The organism is Vibrio sp. Vb1574, from assembly GCF_033338675.1.
In genome coordinates this window covers 1-17,193 of record NZ_JAWOTC010000034.1, presented here as the reverse complement: position 1 = coordinate 17,193, position 17,193 = coordinate 1, and the positions used below count along the sequence as shown (strand labels likewise).

At 42.8% G+C, this 17,193-nt stretch carries 17 protein-coding genes; 8 read left to right on the top strand and 9 right to left on the bottom strand.

Annotated elements, in window-relative coordinates:
• The first annotated feature begins 203 nt into the window (after positions 1–203).
• Entirely contained in the window at positions 204–1,661 is a 1,458-nt protein-coding gene (gene focA / locus R7O12_RS17780; RefSeq protein ID WP_318126178.1) for a formate transporter FocA, read from the top strand.
• Positions 1,662–1,798: 137 nt separating this feature from the next.
• Here focA and R7O12_RS17775 read toward each other — a convergent pair whose 3' ends face one another.
• From R7O12_RS17775 to R7O12_RS17765, 3 genes are all read right to left on the bottom strand, one after another.
• The gene (locus tag R7O12_RS17775) at positions 1,799–2,368 is read right to left on the bottom strand and encodes a YceI family protein (RefSeq protein WP_017634178.1); all 570 of its coding nucleotides are present in this window, start codon (positions 2,366–2,368) and stop codon (positions 1,799–1,801) included.
• The gene (locus R7O12_RS17770; protein WP_005390157.1) at positions 2,365–2,904 is read right to left on the bottom strand and encodes a cytochrome b; all 540 of its coding nucleotides are present in this window, start codon (positions 2,902–2,904) and stop codon (positions 2,365–2,367) included. Before R7O12_RS17770 ends, R7O12_RS17775 begins: the two co-directional genes overlap by 4 nt.
• 174 nt (positions 2,905–3,078) lie before the next feature.
• A complete protein-coding gene (locus R7O12_RS17765; protein ID WP_005390155.1) occupies positions 3,079–3,321 on the bottom strand; it encodes a DUF2164 domain-containing protein in 243 nt (80 codons plus the stop codon).
• A 183-nt stretch (positions 3,322–3,504) separates the two neighbouring features.
• On the opposite strand from R7O12_RS17765, the gene R7O12_RS17760 reads away from it, so the two are divergent.
• Both R7O12_RS17760 and R7O12_RS17755 read left to right on the top strand, forming a co-directional pair.
• Positions 3,505–4,137 (top strand): hypothetical protein, encoded by a 633-nt coding sequence (locus R7O12_RS17760; protein ID WP_005376385.1) that lies wholly within the window; start codon positions 3,505–3,507, stop codon positions 4,135–4,137.
• Positions 4,138–4,324: 187 nt separating this feature from the next.
• Positions 4,325–5,113, top strand: a complete 789-nt coding sequence (locus tag R7O12_RS17755) for an EAL domain-containing protein (protein ID WP_042520834.1) — start codon at positions 4,325–4,327, stop codon at positions 5,111–5,113.
• 27 nt (positions 5,114–5,140) lie between these two features.
• On the opposite strand, the gene R7O12_RS17750 is transcribed toward R7O12_RS17755, so the two are convergent.
• The 3 genes from R7O12_RS17750 to R7O12_RS17740 form a co-directional block, all read right to left on the bottom strand.
• Positions 5,141–6,394 (bottom strand): DEAD/DEAH box helicase, encoded by a 1,254-nt coding sequence (locus tag R7O12_RS17750; RefSeq protein WP_031781393.1) that lies wholly within the window; start codon positions 6,392–6,394, stop codon positions 5,141–5,143.
• A gap of 67 nt (positions 6,395–6,461) precedes the next feature.
• A complete protein-coding gene (locus tag R7O12_RS17745) occupies positions 6,462–7,064 on the bottom strand; it encodes an ACP phosphodiesterase (protein WP_085569047.1) in 603 nt (200 codons plus the stop codon).
• 81 nt (positions 7,065–7,145) lie between these two features.
• Positions 7,146–7,319 carry a hypothetical protein gene (locus R7O12_RS17740; RefSeq protein WP_017820948.1) on the bottom strand — a complete coding sequence of 58 codons (174 nt, stop codon included), beginning with the start codon at positions 7,317–7,319 and terminating at the stop codon, positions 7,146–7,148.
• 314 nt (positions 7,320–7,633) lie between these two features.
• On the opposite strand from R7O12_RS17740, the gene R7O12_RS17735 reads away from it, so the two are divergent.
• Entirely contained in the window at positions 7,634–9,064 is a 1,431-nt protein-coding gene (locus R7O12_RS17735) for a methyl-accepting chemotaxis protein (RefSeq protein WP_005376380.1), read from the top strand.
• 430 nt (positions 9,065–9,494) lie between these two features.
• Here the strand turns inward: R7O12_RS17735 and R7O12_RS17730 are convergent, their stop codons facing one another.
• Positions 9,495–10,163, bottom strand: coding sequence for an HAD-IA family hydrolase (locus tag R7O12_RS17730; RefSeq protein WP_017820949.1), 669 nt, complete (start codon positions 10,161–10,163; stop codon positions 9,495–9,497).
• Positions 10,164–10,358: 195 nt separating this feature from the next.
• Entirely contained in the window at positions 10,359–10,868 is a 510-nt protein-coding gene (locus R7O12_RS17725) for a hypothetical protein (RefSeq protein WP_005376378.1), read from the bottom strand.
• 145 nt (positions 10,869–11,013) lie between these two features.
• Here R7O12_RS17725 and R7O12_RS17720 point away from each other — a divergent pair, with 145 nt between their 5' ends.
• The 4 genes from R7O12_RS17720 (at position 11,014) to glgC (ending at position 16,763) form a co-directional block, all read left to right on the top strand.
• Positions 11,014–11,484: a CreA family protein gene (locus tag R7O12_RS17720; protein ID WP_005397614.1), complete on the top strand. Its 471-nt coding sequence runs from the start codon at positions 11,014–11,016 to the stop codon at positions 11,482–11,484.
• A gap of 233 nt (positions 11,485–11,717) precedes the next feature.
• The gene (locus R7O12_RS17715) at positions 11,718–13,022 is read left to right on the top strand and encodes an inosine/guanosine kinase (protein WP_005376376.1); all 1,305 of its coding nucleotides are present in this window, start codon (positions 11,718–11,720) and stop codon (positions 13,020–13,022) included.
• Positions 13,023–13,258: 236 nt separating this feature from the next.
• Complete coding sequence (locus R7O12_RS17710) at positions 13,259–15,007, top strand: formate--tetrahydrofolate ligase (RefSeq protein WP_318126176.1); 1,749 nt, start codon at positions 13,259–13,261, stop codon at positions 15,005–15,007.
• Between the two features lie 538 nt (positions 15,008–15,545).
• Positions 15,546–16,763, top strand: a complete 1,218-nt coding sequence (glgC, locus tag R7O12_RS17705; protein WP_318126174.1) for a glucose-1-phosphate adenylyltransferase — start codon at positions 15,546–15,548, stop codon at positions 16,761–16,763.
• 97 nt (positions 16,764–16,860) lie between these two features.
• Here glgC and R7O12_RS17700 read toward each other — a convergent pair.
• Positions 16,861–17,193 (bottom strand): cellulose-binding domain-containing protein (locus tag R7O12_RS17700; protein ID WP_318126172.1); only part of this gene is annotated, 333 nt, incomplete at its 5' end.

The following is a 17,193-nucleotide window of genomic DNA, read 5'->3' as shown; positions in this document are numbered from 1 at the left end:
ATCAATTAATTTGATGAGGTTTCTAAATATTATCAATTTTACCTTACTAACCGTTCTCCCTATTCTGAGTACGCGGTTCGGGAACACCGCAAGCCTCAATGGTTTTGAAACCGAAGTCATTGAGGCTCTTAATAAAAACAACAATTTCATTTTTGAGTTAATAACCAAGGATTTTTTATGCGATTACAAATTAAGGAGTCAATATGGCGGTGACCAGTTCTCAAAATCACCAGTATTTTTCTCCAAAAGAGATGATGGTTGAAGCGGAAAAATTTGCGTTAAGTAAGGCAAACAAAACCAGCAGTATGACATTAAGCCTCGCCATTATGGCCGGCGCGTTCATCGGGTTAGCATTCTTGTTTTACATCACGGTGACCACCGGCAGTACGGGCGCGGGTTGGGGCTTGAGCCGCCTAGCTGGTGGACTCGCATTTAGCATGGGATTGATCCTCATAGTGATCTGCGGTGGTGAATTATTTACCAGCTCCGTCCTATCCAGTATTTCTTGGGCCAATAAGCAAATCTCGTTCGGTAAGATGCTTTCGATCTGGGGCAAAGTTTACGTTGGTAACTTTATTGGTGCGATGTTCCTACTTGCGCTGGTTACTGCTGCTGGTCTTTATCAGATGGATGGTGGTCAATGGGGATTAAATGCGCTTAACATCGCACAACACAAACTTCACCACACTCTCATTCAAGCGTTTGCACTCGGTATTCTCTGTAACCTGTTGGTCTGCCTAGCGATTTGGCTGACATTTAGTTCTGCAAATGCAATGACAAAAGCAGCAATGACAATTTTGCCTGTGGCAATGTTTGTCAGCAGCGGTTTTGAGCACTGTGTTGCGAACATGTTTATGGTTCCACTTGGTATTGTTATCGCGAATTTTGCACCTGAATCTTTTTGGGCATCTGTCGGTGTGCCCGCGTCACAATACACAGACCTAAACATTAGCCACTTTATCACCGCTAACTTGATTCCTGTCACGCTTGGCAACATCGTCGGCGGAGCGGTATTAGTTGGCCTTTCAAACTGGTGTATTTTTCGCCGACCAGAACTAAAAGCAGCGAATATTTCTTCTATCACTACAACTACAACTACAACACTGTCGTCAGTTAAGGATTTCACCATGAAAAATGCCTCTTTTGTTAAAGACATTATGAACCCAAAACCAGTCACCGTTCGTGCAGAAACTCCAATTGCAGCCGCTCTGGATGTGTTACTTGATAACAACGTAACTAGCGCACCTGTTGTAGACGTACAAAATCGATTAGTTGGCTTCTTCTCTGCTCACGATGTGATGGTAGAACTATGGTGTGAGGACTACATTCCGGTGAAAGACCAAAAAGTCGTCGACATCATGAGCCGAGATGTGGTCGCAATTGACGCTGGTGATCGCCTCGTTGATGTTGTGGAATTCCTATGTATCGATAAAGAGCAGTTGTACCCAGCGAGCAGTATGGGTATTGCCACTCGCTTGACGTCTTTGTCTCTCGAAGAACGCGCTAAAAGTATCAAAGTAAGTAAGCCACAAGTGCTTCCTGTGCTTGAAAATGGGCAGATGGTCGGGGTGGTTGCTCGTACTGAAGTATTAAAAGCACTACGCCCGATTTTTGGTGAGCGTTTAAACCTAGTGGAAAAAAGCGAGTTAGAAACAGCGTAATTCGCTAAACATTTACAACGTCTATTGGCTTTCAATCGCTATCACTGACTGGTTTATCGATGTTAGTGATGTGATTAAGATAATAAAAAAGCGCTCTTCAAGTGAAGAGCGCTTTTAGTGTATCTAAAAGGAACTAATTACTTCTTAATACCTTCGATATGAAGTTCCATATCGACGTAGCTTGAAGCACCCATTACTGGGATGTCAAAGTCAGCAAGCTCTAGGCGAGTGTTGCCAACAAAGCCAGCGCGCTCGCCGCCCCATGGGTCACTGCCAGCACCAACGAATTCAGCCTCAATAGTAATAGGCTTAGTAACACCGTGTAGCGTTAGATCACCAGTTACATCTAGTTTGCCATTGCCTTTATCAACCACTTTTGTGCTCGTAAAGGTTGCTTCACTGTATTTACCAGCATCGATGAAGTCACCACTACGAATGTGTTTGTCACGTTCAGCATGGTTTGAATCTAGGCTGGTTGTATCAACAACAACATTTACTTTTGAGTCAGCAATGTTGTTTTCATCAAAAGAAAAGTCACCAGAAAATGTATTGAAACGACCTTTGATGAAACTGTAACCCAAGTGGCTAACTTTAAAGTTGATTGAAGCGTGAGCACCTTTGGTATCGATGACATAATCTGCAGCTTGCGCACCAAATGGCAGTGCCATAGCGATAGCTAATCCTGTAGCGAAAAGTGACTTTTTCATTTTGAAGCTCCTAACATTTTTCTTAATGTGTTGTCTTTATCGATAAAGTGGTGTTTTAGTGCAGCAATAGCATGTAAACCTGCAATCAGGATGACTGCCCAAGCTGCATAGAAGTGAATCTCACCTGCAATATCTGATTGGCCTGGGAATAACTCTCCCGCTCCTGGCACGGTGAACCAATTAAACACTTCGATGCCGCGTCCATCAGACGTTGAAATGAGGTATCCTGAAACAAAGATGGTGACCAATAGTAGATACATGACACCATGCGCCGCTTTAGCAGCAAGCACTTCGTAACGTTTGCCTTCTACCTTTGGTGACGCCGTCACATGTTTCCATACGATGCGTGCCAAAGTTAAAATAGCGAGTAAAATACCGACAGAGCGATGGTAATGCGGCGCAGTTCGATACCATTCGCTGTAATAGCTAAGGTCGACCATCCACAAACCCACTGCAAATAGACCAATAATGCACAGCGCTGATAACCAATGCATCACGCGTGCAGTAAGGTTGTAATTCTTTACCAGTGTATCCATCTCAAGTTCCTAGATATATTCCTAAGTTAATGCTGAGCAAGAAACACTACATTAACCTATTTACGTCATATGAAACAGATTATTTACCATCATTTACATCCAGCCAATGGTACCGTATCTATCAAGTTGTTCGAATTTTTTGAAGGAACTTTAAATCGTTTGCAAAACTGAAACTTACAGCTTAACTTCTTGTTCTATCTCATACAGCTCTTCGGAAACTTCTAACATTCTGCGTTCAACCAGTAACTTAGCATCTTCAACACCCTTGTTATAGTAAATTGGCCCTAGTTTTTCTGTAATAAAATCAATTAGAAACTCACTATCGAACTGGCCAATTTCAACATCTAGCTCGTCTTGCATGTAATCTTGAATGGCGGTGGCCAGCGCCTCTTTTTGTGCGCGTTCTAGCTTTATCATTTTTTCCCTTTCAAATTTTTGTTCAACTTCTGCTTCTTTCGTGTTGCTCTATTAAAGATTAGACACGGTCATTTGTGAGAAATTTGGTGTTTAGATCAAGAAGTTGCCGAAGTAAATTAGTCTATTCTCAAAAGACTATGCTAACCTTTTGCAGTTCGTTTTGTAATTATTAAGGGATATTCTTTGCTACTCGACCTAGTTATTCAAAGTGTTAATGATTTTCAAGACGACTGTCTTAAGCTGTGTGAAAAGCATTACCCTGCGGTGCATAACCAAGGCATGAGTGAGCATCATCTTGGTCTCGCGTTTTCAAGAAGGATGGAACATACTTTTCGTCACTTTGGATACAACTGCGTGATAAAGCCAATCGAAGTGTTGGATTCTCCAGACCTTCCCCATCACTATCGAATTTCATCCGACATCGGCACTGTCTGGGTTCTGAGTCACCATATGGTCAGTGCCGGAAAATCTTGCCGGGAAAACTTACTCTCATCAATTACGGAATGGCAGAGTGAATATGGCTATGCCTTACAGCCTAATGACCTACTCTTTTTAGTTTGTGATCATTGGATAAGTCGCAGCAAAACGAGCCGAGAATTGCTTCATTGGTGGATGGGGGAACTACCCGATCAGATCAACGAATACACAGAACAAGGAATCACACTGTACACCAGCGAGTCGCAACTCACGCAATCGTTGGACACTCGATTCGGTATTAGCCCTTGTTACATTAAGTTTGGGCATCCTTTACGGCGTTCGAACAAACAGCAGTTAGTCAGAAAATATTTGCAGTTGTATGCCGTACTGCAATGGTAGCATCAAATTGAAGTGCTGAGATTATCAATTATTTCATCAATTTGTTTGATATCACTCGACAAAACTACCCATCCATTACCATCGTTCTTGCTTGAGTTAATGAGCACACTTAGATTCATTGCCAATGAAATAGAAAAATTAGCGCGATAACGCTGATGTTGAGACATTGATTTAGGTTGTGGTAACAATGATGAGCATCTCGCAACTACTTAGTTGCATCCGGAAAGAAGCCGACGGGCAGTATATTGCGAAATACGCGAACTTCACTCTCCGCAGTGTCTTTCAACCCATATATAAGAACGATATTTCCATCGTTGGCCTTGAAGCACTGGTAAGAATTAGCAATGCCAATGGCACCATGGTTAGGCCAGATCAGTTTTTCCAATCCAAAGCGACTCCCACTCAAGATTTGCTCAATGTTGAACGCTTAAGTCGCCTAATCCATATCAAAAATTTCTCTCAGTCTCGCTTTCACACAAAACAATTGTTTCTCAATGTATTACCGGTAGCGGCAGAGATACTAGTCAAAGACATCACTTATAACCGACTGCTAAAACAAACCATTTATGAATCGCATTTGATGAATGAACAAATCGTCATGGAGTTACTTGAATTGAAGGTGGAGGATGAACTCTCTTTGTCTCAAGCTGCTCGGGAGTTAAGTCTTGAAGGATTTAAATTAGCGATTGACGATTATGGCGTCAATGCATCGACAACTGAGCGAGTGAGAAGCGTTTGCCCAGATATAATCAAGATGGATCGCTCTTTATTGCTAAGGTATGAAAACGGTGATTTTAAAGCGCTTAACGATGCATTATCACTCGCAAAAGCGTTATGCTCTAAAACCGTTATCGAAGGAATTGAAACCGAGCATCAACTTCGCTTAATGAAAAAGCTCGGTTTCGATATGTATCAAGGGTACCTACTTGCTATCCCCCAAACGTTAGACGTCTATGAAGAGGCAAAAACAGCCTGACTATGTAAGAACAAAAGTTTGCGCGGTTTAGCGAGAGCTACGTGATTTACCACGATTCTTATGAATCGCCAATTTTGCTTTTAGCTTACGCTTCTCAGATGAACGACTACGACGACGCCCATTTTGTTCAGGCTCAACTTCTTCTACAAGACTTGGTTCGAAACCTGCCAGCCATTCTTGGGGTAAGCGTTGATCAAGCAGATTCTCGATAGCTTGCAACAAGTACTCCTCATCTCTACTCATCAGAGAAACCGCCAAACCTGACTTTCCAGCTCTTCCAGTGCGGCCAATTCGATGGACATAATCTTCTGCTTTGAATGGCATATCAAAGTTCACGACTTGTTCTAGCTCTTGAATATCTAACCCTCGTGCTGCCACATCGGTTGCAATCAAAGCACGTACCTTACCTTGTTTAAATTCATCCAAAGCTCTTTGGCGGGCACCCTGTGATTTATCACCGTTGATAGAAACCGCTTTGATGCCATCTAACTTGAGCTCTTTCGCTAACTCATCACTGCCTTGCTTCGTTTTTGTAAATACAAGCACTTGCTGCCAATTCCGCGAGCCAATTAAGTACGCTAGCAATTCACGTTTCCGTTTTTTATCCACTGGATAAACCATTTGTGTTACCGTTTCAGCAGTCGTATTTGCTGGTGAAACTTCGACTTCAACTGGCGATTCCATGAGTTTATACGCAATAGTTTTGATTCGCTTCTCAAATGTCGCAGAGAACAATAGGATCTGTTTCTCAGCAGGCAAACGTCGGAAGATGCGCTGCAAGTCAGGCCAAAATCCCATATCTAACATACGGTCGGCTTCGTCTAACACGAGCATACCGGTTTTAGAGATGTTTACGTTACCATTAAACAGGTGATCCAAAAGGCGGCCTGGCGTGGCAATCAAAATATCAGCGCCCTCTTCTAACTTTCTCTTTTGTACGCCAATGCTTGTACCACCATAAACACACACAATGCGAAGTTCTGTTTCTGCCGAGTACTGATTCAAATTATCAAATACCTGCTGTGCAAGCTCGCGTGTTGGAACCAAAATCAATGCTTGAGGTGTGCCGTTAAGTTTCTTTTGCTGAACGGTTTGTATGATAGGTAAACCAAACGCAGCCGTTTTTCCCGTACCAGTTTGTGCAGCAGCAAGTAAGTTTTTTCCTGCAAGGACGTGTGGAATTGACTTTTCTTGCACTGGTGTTGGCGTCACGATATTTAGATTGCCTAGCGTCTCGATTAGCTTTTGTTCGATGCCTAAATCAGCAAAATTAACAGACATGTGTAACCTCATTATTTTTGGAGCGCAGAGTTTACCAGAGCCCCTAAAGCCATACTACTTTTCTATCTCATTGAGTTGAGTCATTAAGCTGTTGCTGAAAATCATACGACTGGCGCAAAACATCTCGATAAAGTGACGAGAACTTCTCTTCTAATTCGGTGTAATCACTTTCAATCACTTTAAATGTTGTGGTTAAGTCTGCCATTCTAGGGCTTCTTTGCGACATCCGATGTAGTGCAAATTCTATATTGTCTAGATCTTGATAGGATTGAAGCCATCGGCCATGCCACATTCTGCTGTGGAGCACCAAAAAACGTGGCGGCAAATGTTCATGAACCTCTCGGTTTACTCGCTCGTATGCCGTTTGGACAAAGTGTTCGAGAGGCACGGAATGAAAGTCGTTCCAGTGTTTTGCGAGGCAATGATCCCAAAACATATCCAAAGCGATAGGTGCAAAACGTCTCGCAATACCAGTGAAATGAGGCTTACATTCGTTGACGATTGGATGATGGTCAGTAATACGGTCAACAAATCTATGTAATCTGATGCCATTTGAGATATCGCGATCATACAGCTTGCTTGGATCTCCTTTTACGAAGTCTCCAAGCAAGTTTCCCAATAAATGGCTGTTACTGTGATCTGCGATATGCAGGTGGGCTAGAAAGTTCATTCGACGCCAGTTTTGGCCTCTAGGGCTTGGTGTGACATGAACCTAGTATAACGTCAATTACGACGAGATGAGAGTGTTCCACTATTCGGCTTCGTTGTCTGAGCCAACGTATTCCGACAAGATAATGCCAATTTCAAGCGCATCTAGCAGCTCTAGGCTCTCATCGTTTTGGTATTGGTCGCTCATTGTGACCTCCTTTATTTTAAGCTCTCTTGCTTTTACTTGCTGACGGCCTGGCTCTTGCCATATCCACATCAGCAACTCCTTTTTATAGTCTTTATATGACACATTCATGACAGCGAGAAGTAAAGATTTAAAAACCTATGAGCATAATCAAAAGTAAACGATTGCAATTAGATTTCATATCCGCTTAACACTTTAGAGAAATGACTCTTTTATCAACATTCATGTCAATTTAAAGATATAACATACTGTTATAGGCGTCCTTAGATCTCATTTCTTAAACTAAATTTAGTATTCGTTACATATTTTGCTGATTAACTTCGCATATTTTGTTTCGATATAGCAATAGATTTGGTCAATATCTTTTATCTCTAATGGAGCTTTAAATGAGAGAAGTTGAGTTTAGAACGATAGACAGGCTGTTTATCAAGATGTCTATCAACGACAAAATGTGGGTTATATTCCTACTATTTTTAGTAGCCCTCACTTCAGTGGCTGGAAGCCGCTACTTCAATGAAATACAACAATTTGAGCAGCAAGCCATCTCGGCGAGCGAAGCGAAGCTTTCTGGTATCGTTGATGCTCAATCAAACCGCGCTACAGAAATTGACGGCGTATCGAAATCGAACCGCGTAAGCGAGAGTTCTTTTGTCGATGGGTCTGTGACCGCTTATGCCAAGTTGCATTCTGGAGAAGTGATTAAGCTGACTCAAAATGTGTCCACACAATACGAATCGTTAAAATCATCAGCTCTATCGTCACTATTACTCAGCTTCTTATGGGTTATTCCTTTTGCCCTATTCTCTTACTGGGTGGCAACGTTTATCGGAGGAGCTCTGTGGGTTTTATATACAACAACCGAAAAAATTGGTGACGGTGACTTAACCTCTCGTCTTGGTTTCCATCCAGGTCGAGATGAATTCGGTACCATCGGCTGTGCGCTAGACAAGTCTATGGATACCTTAAGTGAACTGGTTAATAGTGTTAAAAATAATGCAACGATGTTGAGCGAGACATCTTCTGCATTCGAAAAAGATATGCAGTTGAGTGAAACCCAGATATCTCATCAATATCAAACGCTTGATTCAGTCGCGACGGCAATGGAAGAAATGACAGCCTCTGCAAAGGAGGTATCAAGTATTTCTCAACAAGCAACGACGCAGTCAGACCAAGATGCCCAGAAGATCGAACTAAGCAGAAGCCGTGTACAAAACGTGATTGGCGAGATAGAGACGTTATCTAGCTATATTGAACAAGCCTCTACGTCAGTAACCAATTTAAACGAGAATACGACGCAGATTAATGACGTGATCACAACGATTAACGCCATTTCAGAACAAACTAATCTGTTGGCACTAAACGCAGCAATCGAAGCAGCCCGTGCTGGTGAACAAGGTCGTGGATTTGCAGTGGTTGCCGATGAAGTACGTACATTAGCAAGCAGAACTCAACAGGCAACAGTAGAGATCCAAGCCATGATTGAGAAGCTTCAAATTGAGAGCCAGAACATTGCTTCAATCACCAACCGAACCGTTCAGCAAGCTCAAACCAGCAGCCAGCTTATTGATGAAATCGGCCATGATGTTACCTCTATTGCCGAGTCAGCACGCTCATTAATGGACATGAGCATTCAGATTTCCACATCTGCTGAAGAACAAAGCGCAGTGGCTAACGATATTGCATCGGAACTTTCAGAAATTCGTAGTCAATCAAGCACAATCAGAGAAGTGGCGGAGCAATCTACCGCTGGCGTCGCTAATCTCACGCAAGCCTCCGTTTCTCTTGGTGAGATATTACAACGCTACCGCACCGCATAACATTGTGGAACTTATGATCAACAAGGGCTCCTTAAGGAACCCTTTTCTTTAAACCGTGTTCAACTATTACCTTCGATATTTTCTACGACATCCAAGTGGATATTTGAAGTGAATCTCAAGTTCTCGCTGTACCGGATGAAATAATGTTCTTAAACAAAGCGTTCCGCTATGCTTGATCTTGCCAATTCCAATTTGCTGCTGGAAAACAATATGAATAATTACAAAGACACAAAAGACATAGAGAACCTGAATTGCCCACTCTGCCAAGGAGATGAATATCTCATTTCATCGGATGGCGAGAAATTCACATGCGCTGCTTGCGGATTTCATACAAAAAACTTCTCATCTATCCAATGTCTACATCAAACGCCTTACCTACAGTCTAAACTTAAGCACATCCACAGCTTGAGTCCGGTTTGCCATTAGTAGGTCAAACAGAGCAGCCACACAGCTGCTCTTTTAATTCATCTAAATGATGGATGCGAATTACACGCTCGTCATCAACAAGATTGATAGCTTCACCATTAAATAACTGTATCGTTTTTATACCGGCGTTTAGTCCCGCCTCAACTCCTTTAGGCGTGTCATCAATATAAAGACAGTCACTTGGTAAAAAGCCCATGCTCATAGCACTGTACATGATTAAATCGGGCTCAGGCTTCCAACTATTCGCATCGAATGCCGAGAACACTTTCCCTCGGAAAGCATCGAGTAAACCGGTTAACTCCAAAGCGTATTCAATTTTATCTTTAGGTCCATTAGACGCCACACAATATTCGATATTATGCGAATCCAAAAACTGAATTAATCGTTTTGCGCCATCCATCGGCTGTAAGTGACGCACAAAAAGAGACTGGACTTCTTCTCGGTATTGCGGCTCTAAAACATCAATTGGGACTTTGATATCTTTCAATTCTTTAGTATCTAAAAGGATGTCAGCGAGCTTTCCTCCTTTAAAGTGAGAAACGCACTCTTCCATCGTTAACTCAGCCCCATGCTGGTTAAATACATTGACGAGCGCTTGGCAACACAGTCTTTCGCTGTCGACCAACGTACCATCACAGTCAAATATCACGCACTTAATATTGGTAATTGCCATAGCCATCTCCAGACGTCTTAAAGGCTCAAGCCCAAGCTGATTTTAAGAATGTTTGGATTAATCTTATTTGAGTTTGGGATTGTTGAAACGACGAGCTTGGCATTTCATGGAAATAGAAGGGAGCAATTACAGTTTTTCTAAGCAAGATCACCCAACGTCATCTTGCTTTACTTTTTATGCACATTGATGTGTAAGTTAGTTTTCGATAACCACTGAGTCTAACAGTTTTTGCTCGGTGCTTAGTCTTTTAGCCAGATCAGCCACAAACGAGCTTTTGTATTTTGATTCAGAAACAGCAACATCAGAGATGAGTGTATTTCCTTCGAGATGGCTAACAATAGCAGCACCAATTGGGACTCCAGATTTAAAACCAACATATAATTCAAAATCTGGCGTGAGGATAATCTGTGTCAGATATTCAATGATCATATCTTTATCATACTGCTGTTCCCAGCGCTGAGATTGCAAGATAGAGAACATAATGGTCAGTCGATGAAAATCGACCAGAAAAATATCGTCGGGGTTAAATTCAGAGTCACTTTCCAGTAGTGTGTCTTTGTCGACTACTTGATACGTTGCTTTTTCTAGCGTTTTGAAATAGACATCGCGCCCTTTCAAACTCTCTGGTGTCGGAAATTCAACTTCGACCAGATCATACAGCCATGTATTTTTACGCTCGATACTGGCTAACTGTTGTTCATTCATCTTGATACCTTCGTTTAGAGCAGTACATTAGCATGAAGCCCGCAACAAACCTAGCGCACATAGACCTTTCCGTGGCTAAATTTTGTTTTAGGTGCAAACCTCTGATAGATTTCATCAATATCTTTCCTAGTTAAGGACAAAAATAATGAAAAAGATGCTGTTAAGTGCATTGCTTGCTACTACTCTAGTTGGTTGTTCAGATAACGATGTTGCTGACGTGGGGCTCGGTTGGTTTACTTTGAAAGACATCAAAGTCGGTGAGTTGAAAGACGAGGTGGTAACAGGTGTCACATGTCACATCGCCTCTATCGAAGCGGATTTCAGCTTAGCAGATCCAAGTGATAGCTCAATATCATGTCGTCAGACTGGCGAAATCACACCGGAAATGATTGCAAAAATAGATAAGAGTAAGTCCGGTGAAATTGTATTTAAGAAGTCAAAAAGCATTTTCTTCAAAACAATGAAGGTTCGCCGTATTTATGATGCCGATAACCAAACCTTACTCTACTTGTCTTATACAACAAAAGAGACCGATGGTAGTTTTAAGCATAGCCTTTCGACAGTCCCACTTTGGGGTACCAAGGCTTACGTTGAGCCAACTGAAGTGAAAAAGTAACGCGGGTAAATTTAGTTAGCGCGGAGCAGGCTCTTTCCGGGCGCTGCTGAGCAACAAGTTTAAAAAACAACCCATTGCAATACGACAAGCGTCATAAATTGCAGCTGCTTTGGTTGCTATTTACTCAGCTCGCTGATTTTTTCAGCGAGCAGACTTCTTTGTAATAAATCGCCACGATTTTCATTTTTTTGTGATACAATCCCGCCTCTTTTTTTTCTCACTCAAGAACAAGCATGAAGTTTCCTGGTCAGCGTAAATCTAAACACTACTTCCCAACTCACGCTCGAGATCCATTAGTAAACCAAATCCGACAGGCACCTAAGCTATATCGCCCAACTATTGTTGGTGTCGGTCAAACCATTGTAGATATCGAAGCACGTGTAGATGACGCGTTTTTAGAGAAATACAACCTGAGTAAAGGACATTCGCTCGTTCTTGAAGAAAGCAAAGCAGATGCACTTTACGAAGAACTGGTTGAGCAAGGCCTGATCACACACCAATACCCAGGTGACACGATTGGCAATACTCTTCACAACTACTCGGTTTTAGCCGATAGCAAATCCGTTTTGCTCGGTGTGATGTCTAAGAACATTCAAGTCGGTTCTTTTGCTTACCGCTACCTTTGCCGTACGTCTTCACGCATGAACCTTAACCATTTACAAACGGTAGATGGCCCTATTGGTCGCTGCTACACCCTAATTTCTCAAGACGGTGAGCGTACATTTGCTATCAACGAAGGTCATATGAATCAACTACTTCCGGAAAGCATTCCTGAAGAGATCTTTGAGAAAGCATCAGCCCTGGTTGTTTCTTCTTACCTAATGCGTGGTAAAGAAGAAGATCCAATGCCTAAAGCGGTACAAAGAGCGATCGACTTTGCTAAGAAGCACGATGTCCCTGTTGTACTTACGCTAGGGACAAAGTACGTTATCGAAGGTAACGCACAGTGGTGGCAAGAATACATTCGCGAAAACATTTCTGTTGTCGCTATGAATGAAGAAGAAGGTGCGGCGCTAACAGGTGAAACAGAGCCGCTAGCTGCTGCTGATAAAGCACTTGAGTGGGTTGATCTCGTACTTTGTACAGCAGGACCAAATGGTCTGTACATGGCTGGTTACACCGACGAGAAAGTAAAACGAGAAACCACACACGACATCCTTGAAAGCTCCCTCGAAGCCTTTAACCAGTACGAGTTTAGTCGTGCGATGCGTAAAGAAGACTGTCAAAACCCAATGAAGGTCTACTCTCACATCGGCCCTTACCTTGGTGGACCACTAGAGATTAAGAACACTAACGGTGCAGGTGATGCAGCCCTTTCAGCCTTACTGCATGACATGGCAGCAAACTCTTTTCACCAAAAAGAAGTGCCTAACTCAGAAAAGCACGAAGTACGATGCTTAACCTACTCCTCACTTTCTCAGATTTGTAAATACGCAAACCGAGTAAGCTATGAAGTGTTGACGCAGCACTCTCCTCGCCTATCGCGAGCGCTTCCTGAACGAGAAGATAGCTTAGAAGAGACTTATTGGGATCGTTAAAACGACAACTTTAAAGCTAAAAATATATCAAGGTCACCATTTGGTGGCCTTTTTGTTTTTATCTAGCACTATAACGAGTAGATTTCGTTAGTATGTCGCACAATACGAAGCAGTAAACTCTTTACAAGCCTAACCGAAACAGTACCATCACCAAGCAGACCTTTGCCTCACAATAATACTCGTTATAACTCAGGTAGTTTTTCAACGCTACCCGTGTGCCACTTTGGGGATTCTCCATGCAGTCAGATATCGAAATTTGCCGAAACACACCACTTTTTTCTATTGATGTTATCGCGGAAAAAGTAGGACTATTGCCCGAAGAGTATGACACTCACGGGAAGCACAAAGCCAAAGTCCACCCAAAATGTTTGGAACGACTCAAAGCAAATGATGACGGTAAACTTGTACTCGTCACTGCGATCACGCCGACTCCTCTTGGCGAAGGAAAAACCGTTACGACGATAGGCCTGGCGCAAGGTTTAGCAAAGCTTAATCAATCTGTTATTGCATGTATAAGGCAACCTTCGATGGGACCCGTCTTCGGTATTAAAGGTGGCGCAGCGGGCGGCGGTTATTCTCAAGTAGCTCCAATGGAAGAGTTAAACTTACACCTTACTGGTGACATTCACGCAGTGACAGCGGCGCACAACCTTGCTTCAGCCGCTCTTGACGCTCGCTTGTTCCATGAGCAACGCGAGGGTTATGATGCCTTTGAATCACGCACCGGGTTAAGAGCACTTAAAATCGACACGGCAAGTATTACTTGGAAACGAGTGATGGACCATAATGATCGTGCACTACGTAAAGTCAAAATTGGCCTCAATGATGCAGGAAAAACCATCAATGGTTTCGAGCGTGACGAAGGGTTCGATATTTCAGCCGCTTCCGAGTTAATGGCTATAATTGCACTAGCCAAAGATTTAAAAGATTTACGTCAACGTATCGGGAAAATTGTCGTAGCGTACGATTTGAACGGAACCCCCGTCACTACGGAAGATCTACAAGTTGCAGGAGCAATGGCAGTAACACTAAAAGAGGCGATTGCACCAACACTGATGCAAACTCTAGAAGGTGTTCCTACGTTGATCCATGCAGGTCCATTTGCAAACATCGCCCATGGAAATTCATCCATTATCGCGGACGATATTGCGCTAAAACTGTCAGGTTACACGGTAACTGAAGCCGGTTTTGGTTCGGATATGGGATTTGAGAAAGCGTGTAACATTAAAGCTGCTGCCGCCAACAAAGCTCCTGACTGTGTAGTGATCGTAGCAACATTACGCGGCCTCAAAGCGAATTCTGGACACTACGATTTACGGCCAGGTATGGCTATTCCAGATTCCATTTTTAATCCGGACCAAGCAGCATTGGAGGCTGGGTTTGAAAATTTAAAATGGCACATAAATAACGTTCATAAATACGGTTTACCTGCTGTCGTTGCCATTAACCAGTTTCCACAAGATTGTGTGAAAGAGCTTAAAGCTCTTGAAGAGCTGATTCACCAATTCAATCCCGAAGTTAAAGTAGCCATCAGCACCGCTTTTTCGCAAGGCGGACAAGGCGCAACGGAACTAGCTCAACATGTTATTGATGCGTGTACCACGCCTGTAGAGTTTTGTCCGTTATACAACAAAGAGCAATCATTACTCGAAAAGCTCATGACAGTATGTGAAGCGGGCTATGGAGCAACCAATATAGAAATGACTCCTATCGCGACTGAACAGCTCAAACATTTTGAGCAATTAGGCTTTAACAACTTAGCGGTTTGCATCGCGAAGACACCACTATCGATAACCACAGACTCCGCAGTCAAAGGCGCACCAACTGGTTTTACCGTCCCAATCCGCGAGCTGCGCTTGTGTGCGGGCGCAGGATTCATTTATGCATTATCTGGATCCGTGATGACGATGCCAGGCTTACCTGATAAACCCGCATTTATGAATTTAGATCTTGATGATGAAGGAAATATCGTCGGTCTCTCTTAGTGCAGTGATAACGTATCACTATCAGTGATAGTGAACATATTCATTGAGTGAGTGGTCTACTTACCTATCCACTCACTCTCAACAACTGTGAAAAGAGTTGTCTCAGGCCTTCTACTCTTGAATTGTTGATACAAAGCTCTCTTGCCTTACATCAACGCGCCTGTTTTAGACCTTTAGAGTTAAGACGCTAACCCTAAGCCTTGTTTAGCCATAGTTATTAAGCTAGAAAACCCTATTTATCTTCTTGTTTTGTAGCCACTTTACATTGTAAATCCATACTTGTTGACCTCTCCTTTCTACAATTTTGCGCCAATTTGATGCACGGGCTATTTAGCGCTTCACTAATATGGTGCAGTTGTCTTACAGTGAAATTTTAACCTCCTTGATTTTTAAGGAGATATTCTATGGCTCGATTCTTGTAGTAGACTTTTCACTAATAAGCACATTAGCACATGCTTTTCAAAACCTCTGCGTTGCATACCACCTCCTTCAGGTTAGCACCGTTTTGATGCATGTCAGAAAAGGGAAAGGGAATACTATGGAAGACGCACTCGCCGTAATTTTAGCAGGAGGGATGGGGTCTAGACTCAGCCCACTCACCGATGACAGAACCAAGCCAGCCGTACCTTTTGGCGGAAAATATAGAATTATAGATTTCACACTAACCAATTGTTTACATTCGGGTTTACGCAAGATCCTTGTTTTAACCCAATATAAATCTCATTCACTTCAAAAACACTTACGAGACGGCTGGTCGATATTCAATCCAGAGCTAGGCGATTACATTACTGCTGTTCCACCACAAATGCGCAAAGGTGGTGCATGGTATGAAGGAACCGCCGATGCGATTTATCACAACATGTGGTTGCTATCGCGAAATGATGCAAAGTATGTGGTTGTGTTATCCGGCGATCATATCTATCGAATGGACTACGCCGCAATGCTTGAAGAGCATAAAGAGAAAGGTGCTAAGCTCACCGTTGCCTGTATGGATGTTCCCGTAGAGGATGCTTCAGCATTCGGTGTAATGGGCACCGCAGAAAACGGGCTCGTTACTTCGTTTATAGAGAAACCTGAAACCCCACCTACTCTTCCTGGAAGCGCGACCAGAAGCCTTGTTTCTATGGGAATATATATCTTTGATATGGATGTTTTAAAAGAAGCACTCGAAGACGACTCAAAACTCGATTCATCAAGCCATGACTTCGGAAAAGACATCATACCTAAGCTAATTGATACCGAATCCGTTTACGCTTATCAATTCTGTGGCAGTAAAGGGCGCGTCGATAAAGATTGCTATTGGCGCGACGTGGGTACCATTGATTCCTTCTATGAAGCGAATATGGATCTACTAGAACCTGTGCCGCCAATGAACCTTTATCAGTCTAATTGGGCGATTCGTACTTACGAGCCGCAGTTTCCACCAGCTCGTACTGTATCGTCGGCCACGGGTAATGAAGGCATTTTTATTAACTCCATCATTGCTACCGGTGTCATCAATTCCGGAGGCTCGGTACAGCACTCCATTATTTCCTCTAATGTACGCATTCAAGATAGTGCAACGGTAGTCGATTCCATCATTTTTGATGACGTAGAAGTCGGTGAAGGAAGTCAGTTGGTCAACTGCATAGTTGATAAACATGTTCGTATTCCGCCACATACTCAAATTGGCATCAACAAACTTGAAGATGCGAAGCGATTTAAAATCTCAGACAAAGGTATTGTCGTCATACCTGAAAGTTACCAATTCGATTAAACGACAAACTATCACAACAAAAAAGCGCACGATAATCATCGTGCGCTTTTGTTTAAATGCCTGTAAACATTAGGCTATAACAAATAATCCATAATAATTAGATGTTACATACCGTTGACCAGCTACCATCTGTACCCGGTTCAACCGCTGTCCACCAGTTCGCTTGGTAAACCACACCGTTGTGGATGATCTTATCGCCTTGGTTAGCGTGGCTTGGATTACCTGCCCAATCCGTTTGTGGCAGAGCTGGGTATGTCACTAAACCTGTCGTATCACACGTACCTGGTTCAGTGGTACCACCACCCGTGCCCGCATTGAGATCACCAATTGGTAGATCTGGCTGTTCAAACTTAAACGCAAACTCTTTACCACCAGAAATCACTGAGTAGTTAGCCGGACCAGAGATTGGTAGGTAGTAAACCATATCAAG

Coding starts and splice junctions, on each gene's coding strand:
- R7O12_RS17775 (WP_017634178.1), bottom strand. CDS start 2,368: ATGAAAAAGTCACTTTTCGCTACAGGATTAGCTATCGCTATGGCACTG.
- R7O12_RS17725 (WP_005376378.1), bottom strand. CDS start 10,868: ATGAATGAACAACAGTTAGCCAGTATCGAGCGTAAAAATACATGGCTG.
- R7O12_RS17740 (WP_017820948.1), bottom strand. CDS start 7,319: ATGTGGATATGGCAAGAGCCAGGCCGTCAGCAAGTAAAAGCAAGAGAG.
- R7O12_RS17715 (WP_005376376.1), top strand. CDS start 11,718: ATGAAGTTTCCTGGTCAGCGTAAATCTAAACACTACTTCCCAACTCAC.
- focA (WP_318126178.1), top strand. CDS start 204: ATGGCGGTGACCAGTTCTCAAAATCACCAGTATTTTTCTCCAAAAGAG.
- R7O12_RS17765 (WP_005390155.1), bottom strand. CDS start 3,321: ATGATAAAGCTAGAACGCGCACAAAAAGAGGCGCTGGCCACCGCCATT.
- R7O12_RS17750 (WP_031781393.1), bottom strand. CDS start 6,394: ATGTCTGTTAATTTTGCTGATTTAGGCATCGAACAAAAGCTAATCGAG.
- R7O12_RS17735 (WP_005376380.1), top strand. CDS start 7,634: ATGAGAGAAGTTGAGTTTAGAACGATAGACAGGCTGTTTATCAAGATG.
- R7O12_RS17770 (WP_005390157.1), bottom strand. CDS start 2,904: ATGGATACACTGGTAAAGAATTACAACCTTACTGCACGCGTGATGCAT.
- glgC (WP_318126174.1), top strand. CDS start 15,546: ATGGAAGACGCACTCGCCGTAATTTTAGCAGGAGGGATGGGGTCTAGA.
- R7O12_RS17720 (WP_005397614.1), top strand. CDS start 11,014: ATGAAAAAGATGCTGTTAAGTGCATTGCTTGCTACTACTCTAGTTGGT.
- R7O12_RS17710 (WP_318126176.1), top strand. CDS start 13,259: ATGCAGTCAGATATCGAAATTTGCCGAAACACACCACTTTTTTCTATT.
- R7O12_RS17745 (WP_085569047.1), bottom strand. CDS start 7,064: ATGAACTTTCTAGCCCACCTGCATATCGCAGATCACAGTAACAGCCAT.
- R7O12_RS17755 (WP_042520834.1), top strand. CDS start 4,325: ATGATGAGCATCTCGCAACTACTTAGTTGCATCCGGAAAGAAGCCGAC.
- R7O12_RS17730 (WP_017820949.1), bottom strand. CDS start 10,163: ATGGCAATTACCAATATTAAGTGCGTGATATTTGACTGTGATGGTACG.